The 10658-nt window shown below is 56.1% G+C and carries 11 protein-coding genes; 5 read left to right on the top strand and 6 right to left on the bottom strand.

The annotated features are described in order from the left end of the window. Nucleotides 1-9 precede the first annotated feature (9 nt). The gene (locus IB244_RS20800) at nucleotides 10-1695 is read left to right on the top strand and encodes a response regulator (RefSeq protein ID WP_029792582.1); all 1686 of its coding nucleotides are present in this window, start codon (nucleotides 10-12) and stop codon (nucleotides 1693-1695) included. Nucleotides 1696-2081: 386 nt separating this feature from the next. Here IB244_RS20800 and IB244_RS20795 read toward each other — a convergent pair whose 3' ends face one another. Together IB244_RS20795 and IB244_RS20790 are read right to left on the bottom strand one after the other, a co-directional pair. Next, a complete protein-coding gene (locus tag IB244_RS20795; protein ID WP_029792581.1) occupies nucleotides 2082-2363 on the bottom strand; it encodes a hypothetical protein in 282 nt (93 codons plus the stop codon). A 63-nt stretch (nucleotides 2364-2426) separates the two neighbouring features. Beyond that, the gene (locus IB244_RS20790) at nucleotides 2427-2846 is read right to left on the bottom strand and encodes a CBS domain-containing protein (RefSeq protein WP_192305401.1); all 420 of its coding nucleotides are present in this window, start codon (nucleotides 2844-2846) and stop codon (nucleotides 2427-2429) included. 370 nt (nucleotides 2847-3216) lie between these two features. Between IB244_RS20790 and IB244_RS20785 the strand changes: the two genes are divergently transcribed. Then, nucleotides 3217-3930 (top strand): Crp/Fnr family transcriptional regulator, encoded by a 714-nt coding sequence (locus IB244_RS20785; protein ID WP_029792578.1) that lies wholly within the window; start codon nucleotides 3217-3219, stop codon nucleotides 3928-3930. 27 nt (nucleotides 3931-3957) lie between these two features. Here the strand turns inward: IB244_RS20785 and IB244_RS20780 are convergent, their stop codons facing one another. Continuing rightward, a complete protein-coding gene (locus IB244_RS20780; RefSeq protein WP_029792577.1) occupies nucleotides 3958-4674 on the bottom strand; it encodes a Crp/Fnr family transcriptional regulator in 717 nt (238 codons plus the stop codon). 244 nt (nucleotides 4675-4918) lie between these two features. Between IB244_RS20780 and IB244_RS20775 the strand changes: the two genes are divergently transcribed. Next, nucleotides 4919-5287, top strand: coding sequence for a response regulator (locus IB244_RS20775; RefSeq protein WP_029792574.1), 369 nt, complete (start codon nucleotides 4919-4921; stop codon nucleotides 5285-5287). Between the two features lie 145 nt (nucleotides 5288-5432). On the opposite strand, the gene IB244_RS20770 is transcribed toward IB244_RS20775, so the two are convergent. Both IB244_RS20770 and IB244_RS20765 read right to left on the bottom strand, forming a co-directional pair. Continuing rightward, on the bottom strand, nucleotides 5433-6182 hold the full coding sequence (locus tag IB244_RS20770; protein WP_029792573.1) for a Crp/Fnr family transcriptional regulator: 750 nt from the start codon (nucleotides 6180-6182) through the stop codon (nucleotides 5433-5435). Nucleotides 6183-6311: 129 nt separating this feature from the next. Beyond that, nucleotides 6312-6716 carry a transcriptional regulator gene (locus IB244_RS20765; RefSeq protein ID WP_029792572.1) on the bottom strand — a complete coding sequence of 135 codons (405 nt, stop codon included), beginning with the start codon at nucleotides 6714-6716 and terminating at the stop codon, nucleotides 6312-6314. A 327-nt stretch (nucleotides 6717-7043) separates the two neighbouring features. Here IB244_RS20765 and IB244_RS20760 point away from each other — a divergent pair, with 327 nt between their 5' ends. Further along, entirely contained in the window at nucleotides 7044-8063 is a 1020-nt protein-coding gene (locus IB244_RS20760) for a YihY/virulence factor BrkB family protein (protein WP_409564078.1), read from the top strand. Nucleotides 8064-8184: 121 nt separating this feature from the next. Beyond that, complete coding sequence (locus IB244_RS20755; protein WP_169683798.1) at nucleotides 8185-8349, top strand: hypothetical protein; 165 nt, start codon at nucleotides 8185-8187, stop codon at nucleotides 8347-8349. 57 nt (nucleotides 8350-8406) lie between these two features. On the opposite strand, the gene glgX is transcribed toward IB244_RS20755, so the two are convergent. Beyond that, entirely contained in the window at nucleotides 8407-10485 is a 2079-nt protein-coding gene (glgX, locus tag IB244_RS20750) for a glycogen debranching protein GlgX (RefSeq protein ID WP_192305399.1), read from the bottom strand. Between the last annotated feature and the right edge of the window lie 173 nt (nucleotides 10486-10658).

Genomic DNA, 10658 nt, shown 5'->3' with positions numbered 1-10658 from the left:
GAGGCGGGATTGGAACGATTGAACATCCTTCTCGTGGACGATCAACCGGCGAAGCTCTTGAGCTATGAGGTCATCCTCAAGGATCTCGGTGAAAACCTGATCAAAGCTCAGTCCGCCAGGGAGGCACTTGAACATCTTCTTCGCAACGAGATAGCGGTCATTCTCGCCGATGTGTGCATGCCCGAACAGGACGGCTTCGAGCTTGTCAGCATGATCCGCGAACATCCGCGTTACCAGAACACTGCGATCATTTTTGTTTCGGCGGTCATGATGACCGAGCCTGATCGGCTGCGAGGATACGCTGCAGGTGCTGTCGACTACGTCTCCGTTCCAATCGTGCCCGACGTCCTGCGGGCCAAGGTGCGGGTCTTCACCGACCTTTATCGCAAGACCAAGGAGCTCGAGAGGCTGAACAGCGAGTTGGAACAAAGGGTCAGCCAGCGCACCGCCGAACTCGAGGCCTCATCGGAGCAACTGCGCCGGTTGAATGAGGAGCTGGAACACCGCATCGAACAAAGGACACGCGAGCGTGAGGAGGCTCTCGCGCAATTGTTCGAAGCTCAGAAGATCGACACGATCGGTCAGCTGACCGGCGGTGTGGCGCATGATTTCAACAACCTTCTGATGGCAATCCTTGGAAGTCTGAGCCTCTTGAAGAAGCGCTTGCCCGAGGACAATCGCAGCGAGCGACTGCTCGGCAATGCCATTCAGGCTGCCGAACGCGGTTCGGCCCTGACCCAGCGCCTGCTTGCCTTTGCCAGGCGTCAGGAGTTGAAGCCGACCACTGTCGATTTTGAACAGCTGTTTGCCAACATTGAAGATCTCCTCGTCAAGGCCGTGGGCCAGGGCATCGACATCAAACTAGACGTCGCCCCGGAGCTGCCGAGCATACTTGTCGATGCCAATCAGCTCGAACTTGCTCTTTTGAACCTTTTCGTCAATGCGCGCGACGCGATGGATGGGGCGGGCACCATCATCCTCCAGGTAGATGCTGCCGATCACCCGGGATCACTAAGCGATGGTCGCTACGTGCGTATCCGCGTCACGGACGATGGCCCCGGAATGGACGAACCAACGCTTGCGCGGGCAACTGAGCCGTTTTTCACGACGAAGGGGCCAGGAAAAGGCACCGGTCTCGGACTATCGATGGTCCAGGGTCTGGCTGCCCAATCCGGCGGGGCGCTCGAGCTGGCAAGCAGGCCGGGGGCTGGGACATCCGTGAGTGTCTGGTTGCCGGTTGCCGACACGTCGAGCGATCCGGTTGCGGGTGGGCGTGTTGACGGTGCCTCCGATGCCCCGCCGCTGTCAGGAGAGCTTACTGTCCTTGTGGTGGACGACGATCCATTGGTCAGTATGGGAACCGTGGCGATGCTGGAGGACCTCGGTCACATCGCCGTTGAAGTGACCTCGGCATCGCAGGCCTTGCAGCTTCTTGGGGAAGAAAAGCGTTTTGATATTGTGATTACTGATCATTCCATGCCCGGTATGACCGGAGCCGAGCTTTCCCGAATTATACTCGACTCCTTCTCGTCGCTTCCGATCATACTGGCATCCGGCTATGCTGAGTTGCCCGACGATCAGGAGCTAACTGAACTGATCAGACTGACCAAACCCTTCTCGCAGGCCCAGCTGAAGGAAGCCCTCCAGCAGGCAAAAACTCCCCAAGGGTCGACCGTGCAGTCGGGCCGCCATTGATAGTCGCTCACCAGGACAAACGCGTCGCTCAGTCCGGCGTCAACCGATCTACCGGTCGGGAATTGACGCGGTTGTGGACGCGTCAATGTCATGACGCCCAAATGGATTGATAGCGACGAGTATCGACAAGACACCAGCCAATAACCAGACACCGATAAGAGCGGGCTTGAGCGTCATAGAAACACCTTTGGGCGCGAACGCCAGACAAATCGCGCGATCTCTGTTTGACAGCCAACTCTTAGAAAAAAGTGAATTGCAGGTTTCGCTTCGCGATTTCGGCTGTGCCTGGCAACCAACAGAATTCATGTGTTTCGTTCGGACATGCTGCGACGATTACCGATCACAGATTGGCAAAGATCAATTCTCGTTGGCCCGGCCGGCTGACTCTATCTGTTCCTGGAACAAAGGGCTGCGAGCGTGGTCAAAAGGATCAGGGGGGCGAGCCGGATCACTCGACTGTCGGGCGTCGAAACCGTTGTCGCCATCTTGTCGACGGCATGTGCGATCTCGTCGATCTCGAGCCGCAACCGCGTAATTTCCTCCTGAGCAAAGAGGAGAGCTTGTTCGCGTCCCGTCTTTTCAAACCGAGCCCGCGAGGGAGGATTTGCCGTCTTAAGGTCCTCTTCGTCGGCTGGCGACCAACCGTCTCTGTTCGTTGAACCCTGCATTGAACTCCCCTGTAACTTTCCCGGAAACGGCCCGCGGAAGAGCCGCTTTCTGAAACTCGGGCCTTAGTCCCGCCGGTGAGTGTCATCAGATATTTCCTCCAATGCGACACCGGCCATTTCCTCCTGTCGGACTGCGATGTCGCCAAGGGAGAGGATCCCGGAAACGGTTCCGGCTGCATCGAACACGACAAGCCGACGCATCTGAAGCTCCGACATCCGTGCGGCCGCTTCCAGGAGATCGTCCTCCTCTAGACAGCCCTCTATTCCAGACGTCATGATACTGGAAACGGGTTGATCACAGGATATTCCCTCGGCCACGGCTCGTATGACGATGTCTCGGTCGGTCACGACACCAATGGCGTCTCCGTCAATGATCGGGATTATCCCGGTATCCACTTCCGACATCAGCTGCGCGACACGGCGAATTCGAGCGCCAGGACCAGCCGTGACGATTTTTGTGGTCATCACCTCTCGTACTTTCATCGGTTTTTCCTCCGTGCTCGACTGAGACAACCTCCAATCTTGAAGGTTGTTCCCTTTGGCACGCCAGGAGAATTGCGTCGGAAGACGATGCGCGCGCTCCGATGCAAACTGGATTTGGTGAGATGCTTCACAGCCTATGTGTTTTTTGTCGCAGGGCATCGCTCGGCAAGTGCTCTTGCGCAAGCCGGCTCAAAACCAAGGACGGGCGCCCAGGCGTGCCTATCTGACCGGGCACCTGCATCTCGACGGTCTGCCAGCGTACGCAAAAACATAGGCAACAACAGGATGTTATACAGCCGGCAATGCGCAGGTGAAGCTGAATCGTGCAGCGACGATCCTGTCGTTCGTGTTCCCTCTCATTCTGAGTCCAATGTCCGTCGCTGATCGATCCACCATGCAAAATCGGCTCCTGGCCCGCCTTCCTGATGAGGAGTTCCGCGCCATTGTGCCATCACTTGAGGCAGTTCATCTTCCCCAGGGCTTCGTCATTGTTAAGGCCGAGACTCTCATCGAGCACGTCTACTTCCTCTGCAGGGGGATCGGCTCCGTCATTACAGTGTCCTCAGGCCGCCAAAGAGCTGAAGCGGGGATGTTTGGACGCGAGGGCTTTTCGCCGACGTCGGCAGGCGTCGGTGGCACGATCAGCGTCCACGAGGTATTGATGCAGGTAGAAGGATACGGATATAGAATGACATTAGATGCGGCGCTGCAGGCGATTTCTCAATATCCTGCTTTCGCCAATCTTCTGGCGCGCTTTATCCAGACGTTCGCATCGCAGATCTCCTTCACTGCCCTGTCGAACGCAAATTACCAGATTGACGTGCGATTGGCGCGCTGGCTACTCATGTCGCATGACCGGGTTGACGGTGATGAAATCGCCCTGACCCACGACTTTATCTCTTTGATGCTCTCTGTTAGGCGACCGAGCGTGACAACTGCGCTCCATGTACTCGAGGGCAAAAGGTTTATCCGATCCGAGCGCGGACGGATCATGATCCGTGACAGGCGTGGAATGGAAGAGTTTGCAGGAAATGCCTACGGCAAGCCGGAAGAAGAATACCGACGCCTGATCGGCGATCTCTGATCAGGCGCTTGCGTCTTTGCTCTCCGTTCAGAACAGGTTTTTCATCAACCGTCGATATTCCTCTTCCGGCTTGCCATAGGCGTCGCGGGCGAACTCCTCCATTGCAGGTCGGTTGCGCATGATAATATTGCTCCGCTCCGACTTGATGAAGCCGTTACCCTCGAGGATGTGTAATGAGGTCGTGACACTCGGCCTTCGAACCGAGAGCATCAGGGAGATAAATTCATGCGTAAGCCCGATTTCATCGCCCGGCACACGGTCATGGCACATTAGAATCCAGCGTGCCAGTCGCTCGGTAACGTCGTGGATTGCGTTTGAAATGGCGGTGTAGGTCAGTTGGACCGAGAAGGCCTCAATCGAACGGATCATCACTTTGGAAAAATTCCGGTTTTGGTCCATCCATCCGCGAAAACGCCCATAATCCATGCGATAGGCCTCCGAATCGAGAAGTATCACCACTTCGTGGGGGCTGTTTTCCGTACTCGCCACGGCAGAGGTTGGAACATAGCCATCGGAGCCGAATATTCCTGCTTCGGCCCGGTTGCCCTCGGGCGTCGACGCGATAATCGATCCGATACCTGACGTGAGAAAATAGATGTAATCGATGGGCTGCCCTGCATGGGCAACGACAGTACCCCGCGAAAGCTTGAGGAATTCAAGATCTTGCGCAATTTGGCCGTAGTCGCTTTCAGGCAGGATGTTCAGCAGCTTGTTTGTCACCGAGGACTGAGCTGGCGAAACCATGGCCTTTCCTTTCCGTCCGGCAGGAATGATCGCACCAGTCTGGCGCCTCCGCCTGATGTGCTAACCGGGAAAGGACATGCAAAGTTCCCTATTGGTGATTGAAAGGCGCGCCAGGCCTAACGATTGAAAGGGGCAGTCTGCTTAATGAATACAGCCCTCCAGCGCTTTTGCGGCACGTCTACGGTGTCGACCGCTGACGCGAAGTGACCAGTGATCTACATATGGTTGGGGAGGAATGAAAAAGATGAGCATCATGATCGTTGAAGACGATTACGTCCTTGCCAAGGACCTCCAGTCCATTGTCGAGGCGGCGCGGCATCGAAGCGTCGGTCCGCTGCAGAGAATGGAGCAGGCTCTCGCCTACGCAGCCACCGCAGACATTGCTCTAGTCGCCCTCAAACTTGCCGACGGACCGACCAGAGCGTCTATGGGGCGCAAGCTCATCGACATGTTCCGACTGGAGGTCATCTATGTAACCGGGGCCGGAAGGTCTGAGAGCCGGCCTGGATCCAGTGAAGTGATCATGAAGCCATTAAGCGAAGAACAGGTCTCTGCCGCCATCGCACGTGCGGCCCTCAGGCATGCCACCCGCTATGACCGGATTCGACAGTAGAATTCTTGTTTTTAAAGAATGACGGACACAGTGGATTTAAGCAGACCTATATCCGAATTGCCAGGGGCGTTGGCGCTGTTGCAGGTGATGAAAGGAATGGCAATCGCGTGCGATCTACATGCACCGCTGCCCGTCATTTCGTACTCTAGATCAGCGGCGCCACAGCACCGACCCTTGGTGTGGTTTTGACCTGGTCTATGTCCATCAATCGACGGTACTCTCGCTCGGGAGCGCCATATGCGTCCCCTGCATAGTCTTCAAGACCGCTTCTATCCCGCACCACAACCAAAGCGCGCTCTGATCGAATAAGACGTTGCCCTTCCAACATGTGCAGCGCAATTGTGACCGAGGGCCTTCGTACGGCGAGCATCAGAGAAAGATAGTCGTGCGTCAGGGCGATCTGGGAGCTTTGCATCCGATCCTGCGACATCAATATCCATCGCGCCAGCCGAACATCGATCGTATGGGATGCATTGGAAAGTGCGGTAAAAGCAACTTGATGGTTGAACGCCACGAGATAACGAAGCAAAAGGTCCCTCAGCGCCGGACTGCTGTTGACAGGACCGTGCAACGCCGTGAGCTTCAGCCGCAGGCCATGCCCCGCGACCTGGATGACAATATCGAATGGGCCCTCACTTGGCCTTACAAGCCCTCCTATGGGCGTAAACCCTTCCCGCCCCACCATTCCTGCCTCTGCCCGCCGGCCCTTGGGAGACACTGCAATGACCGAAGCAATGCCATTGCAGGGAAAATAGACATGGTTGAATGACTGCCCGGCCGTGGCGAGGTGGAAGCCTTGGGGAAGATCGACTTCCTCGAGGCCCGTCGAGATCAGATCATAGTCGTGATCGGAAAGGCTGTTAATAAGCCTGTTACTGCTGCGGTTTCCAGTCATGACGGAGCCTCCGGCGCCATCCCGCCTTAAGTGCGCGATGACGAGTGCCTTGGAAGACGACGGATCAGGTGAAACAGGTTCGTGCCCTAAAAGTTCCGATCATCCGCGAGAGTGGGTCTCGTCCGGGGCTTAATGGTGCTTTGTGGAAAATAGAGCGAGCGCAATATCACCCAATGCATGGACGTCTTCGCAAAGGTGAAAACCGCCGAAGCTATCCTTAACGCTGGTGTCAACGTGTGAGGTCGCAAACACGAATGGAATTCTGAAGCTGTACAACCGATCCGCAATCAGAAAAGCTGCTTCCACGTCCAACCTGATATCAAGGATGGCGGCGTCGGTTGCCTCAGGGTCAATCATGTTGATAGCAAACGGGACGCTCGCCCCCGTGATCCTCGCGCCAGCTGCCTCCAGGAGCCGCCGAGCTTCGTCCGCCACAAAGTAATCCACTTCAACGACCAAGATTCTTTTGCCGGCGAACAGGTTGAGCGGAAAGCCATGGTTATTTAGGTCCTTATTGGCCACGATTTCCCTCACGAGTCATTCTTGCCTTTCGACTCTAGATAGTGTCCGGTCCCTGCCGAGATGCGGCCGGCCCGTAAACCATTTCCTCTCCATAAATTCGATTTCTGTGAGTTGGTCCACTCACTTCTTGGTTGCGCGAATCCAAACAATGGAGGCGATCTTTTGTTCCGCCCTCTAACTGGCACTTGCGGCGGCAGTGCCTATGAAGTGTCGGGCCTCGACTTTCCGGTTCACTGCATCCTTTTCCGGGTAAGTGCGTTATCGAGTGGCAATACTCGCAAAGGCCCCGAGGCGTCTGCCATGAAATCTTCAAGCACAACGACACTGCTCATTCTGTCGATGGCTCTTTTCGGCCTGCTCACTACGACGCGAAGCGCGGCGAACGGCGCCGTACAAACCGCTGCAGAAGATCATGGGAGGGGTAGACACGCCAAGGTTCCAGAGGCCATACCAATGAAAGGCCTCCGCGACGTCTTTTGGCGCGTGGTTCATGAGGTTCTTGATGACCGCGTGGCACTCATCGCGGCCGGCGTGACCTTCTATCTCCTCCTGGCGCTTTTTCCCGCGCTCGCCGCCCTTGTTGCCATCTATGGTTTGGTTGCAGACCCGGCGACAATGGCTGATCACTTGCGCGAACTCTCGGCATTGTTGCCGCCAGGCGCGTTCGACCTCATCGCCGATCGGATCAGGAGCCTCGTTGAAGCGAGAAGCAGCACGCTGGGGCTGACATTCTTTGTCGGCCTGGCAGTCGCGGTATGGAGCACTCACAGCGCTACGCTTGCCATTTTCGACGCAATGAATATCGCTTATGAGGAAACGGAAAAGCGCGGTCTGATCAGGCTGAACGTGCTTGGTCTCTGTTTCACGCTTTGCGCAATGCTTGCTGCAACCTTGATGATTGGACTGGTCGCGGTGATGCCCGTCTTGTTGTCCTATCTGTGGCTCGATCAATTCAAGGAAAATCTGGTCCTTTTGCTGCGCTGGCCTTTCCTCCTCCTGATTGCGGCGATCGCAACAACTGCCGTATACCGGTTCGGACCAAGTCGCGAACCGGCAAAGCTTCGGTGGATGACCTGGGGGGCCGCTCTCGTGACGCTGGCCTGGTTTTTAATGTCAACCGGCTTCTCGTTCTATCTCGACCATTTCGCCAACTACAACGCAACCTATGGTACTTTGGGGGCGCTGATGGGTTTCCTTGTCTGGACCTGGCTGTCGTTTGTCATATTGATCGTAGGCGGCGAATTGAATGCAGAACTGGAGCATCAAACCGCAAGGGATACGACGACCGGCGCCGCGTTGCCTATGGGAGCCCGCGGTGCCTATGTTGCAGATACGCTGGGAAAGACGGCCGATGAGTGATTTGTCTGAACCGGCGGGCCACGACTGAAATAGCAAGATTCCCGCGACATCAAGAAACAGTGACGATTGCCGGAAACCTTCGGCAACGCTGGTGGTTTTGTCATCCGCATAGGAGATCACGATGACGTTTGCTATCGTCACCACATTGATAATAGTGCTCGTTGCGAGCGCTCGATACCTCACCTACGCCTTGGTCGGGTATCTCGACTATTTTCTCGAAGAGCGACGAAACCTTGCAGCGCTGAAAAAGGGTACACGGCGACGCCCCGATCGATTTCGGCAATAGCCACTTGGCCAAAAACGGTTAGTTTAGCGTTCTGTCTTTCTGCGCCGACTTCTCGCATCACGCGGGGGTGCCGGATCTCAAAACAACGACGCTTCGCGGGGAGAGGCGGTATTCGTCGGCTTCAATCGTTTCTTCACGGGCATCGGGATTGGTTGTTGTCAGGACTGTTATCCAGTCATCCTTATCCGCGGGAAGCTTGAAGTCCACGTCACCGTCGTGAGGATTGAACAGAAGAAGGACGTCATTCCATCCTTCGTCGGAACAATCGGATTGCGATAGCCTCAGGCCAATGGTCGTGCTTCCAGGATCGGACCAATGTTCCTCGGTCTGTACTCCGCCGACTGGATTGAACCAGGTGACAGCCATGCCGTCGCGCCAGTTCTCGCGCCTGAAGATCGGGTGCTGACGGCGCAGCTTGATCAGCCGCGTCGAAAATTCCCGTAGTTCCTCGGCACTGGCTGGAAGGTTATCCCAGGGCACCCAGCTCACCTCGCTATCCTGGCAGTAGCCATTATTGTTGCCCATCTGGCTCCGGCCGAACTCATCACCAGCCAGCAGCATGGGCGTCCCATGGGACAAGAACAGCGTCGTCAGAAAGTTTCGTTTCTGCCGATCGCGCACCATGTTGATCGCTTCATCACCTGTTGGACCTTCCACGCCATAATTGAAACTTTGATTGTCGTTGTGGCCGTCCTGGTTGTCTTCGCCGTTCGCTTCATTATGCTTTTCATTATAGGAGACGAGGTCGTTGAGCGTGAAGCCATCATGCGCCGTGATGAAGTTGATGCCAGCCCATGGCCTGCGCCCGCGCAGATCGTAGATATCGCCGGAACCGAGCACACGGGCGGCGAAGTCTTGCGTCATCCCGTCTTCGTCCCGCCAGTAACTGCGAAGCGTATCTCGATATTTATCGTTCCATTCAGCCCATCCGGGTGGAAAGCCACCGACTTGATAACCACCTGGTCCTATGTCCCATGGCTCGCCCACGAGTTTCACCTTTGAAAGCACCGGGTCCTGGCCGATTGCATCGAAGAACCCGCTACGCTGGTCGAAGCCTTTCGGCTCGCGTCCTAAAATGGTGCCGAGATCAAAGCGGAACCCGTCGATGTGCATGGTCTCAGCCCAGTAGCGAAGGGAGTCCGTCACCATTTGCAGCACTCGGGGATGCGACGTGTTGATCGTGTTTCCGGTACCGGTATCGTTGATGTAGTAGCGAGGCTCGCCCGGCAACGTCCGATAATAAGAGAAATTGTCGATCCCCTTGAACGAGAGCGTGGGGCCAAGCTCATTGCCCTCGGCTGTATGATTGTACACGACATCCAGGATCACCTCGATGTCGGCGTCATGGAAGGCCCTGACCATGTCGCGAAAGCCGGCCATGGCGTCAGGGCCGTAGTAGCGCGAGGCCGGTGCAAAAAAACCAAGGGTGTTGTAGCCCCAGAAATTCCTCAAACCCTTATCGAGGAGATGCGCATCGTCGGGAAACCAGTGAATTGGCAAGAGTTCGATGGAGGTAATGCCAAGGCTCTTGACGTAGGCGATAATGTCCTTGTCCGCGAGGCCCTCAAAGGTTCCCCGAAGATTGCGGGGGACTGCCGGGTGCAATTGCGTAAACCCTTTGACATGACACTCATAGAAGATGGTCGATGACCACGGGATCGAAGGCTTGGCATCCCCCTTCCAGTCATAGGCTTTCGCATCAACGACGCGGCATTTCGGCATGTCCGCCGCGCTGTCGGTGTCATCGAATGCCAGGTCCTTTTCAGGGTCCTCCATCTGATAGGCAAACTGGGCCTGGCCCCAGTTGATTTCGCCAACAAGCTCCCGGGCGTACGGATCAACCAGCAGTTTGTTCGCATTGAACCGATGCCCGTTTTCGGGCTCATACGGTCCATCAACGCGGTAGCCGTAGAGCGACCCGGCCTTGAGACCGGGAATATATCCATGCCAGATCTCGTTGGTGTACTCGGGAAGCTCAATTCGTTCGATTTCTTGTCTTCCATCATCGGAAAAAAGGCATAGCTCCACGCGTTCGGCATGAGCGCTGAAGAGTGCGAAGTTCGTACCTTCCTGGTCAGGAGTGGCGCCGAGGATCGTATAATCACCGGCCTGGATGCGGGAAGGGGGTCGGCGCATGGCATTTCCTTGAGGAGAAGACTGGAGATGAGAACACGTGAGGCTTCTTTAGGTTCCGGGCTGCTCAAGAACACGGGTGCGGACCATCCGGCAGTTTTGTTGCCAAAGTAGTATTGAGACATCTCGAACGGCAGTTGGAACCATTTCAGGCAAACGCGGTTGGGGCGCAGGAG

It is taken from the genome of Rhizobium sp. RHZ02 (genome assembly GCF_014851575.1).
GTDB classification, from domain to species: domain Bacteria; phylum Pseudomonadota; class Alphaproteobacteria; order Rhizobiales; family Rhizobiaceae; genus Rhizobium; species Rhizobium altiplani.
This window is presented reverse-complemented; position numbering and strand designations above follow the sequence as displayed.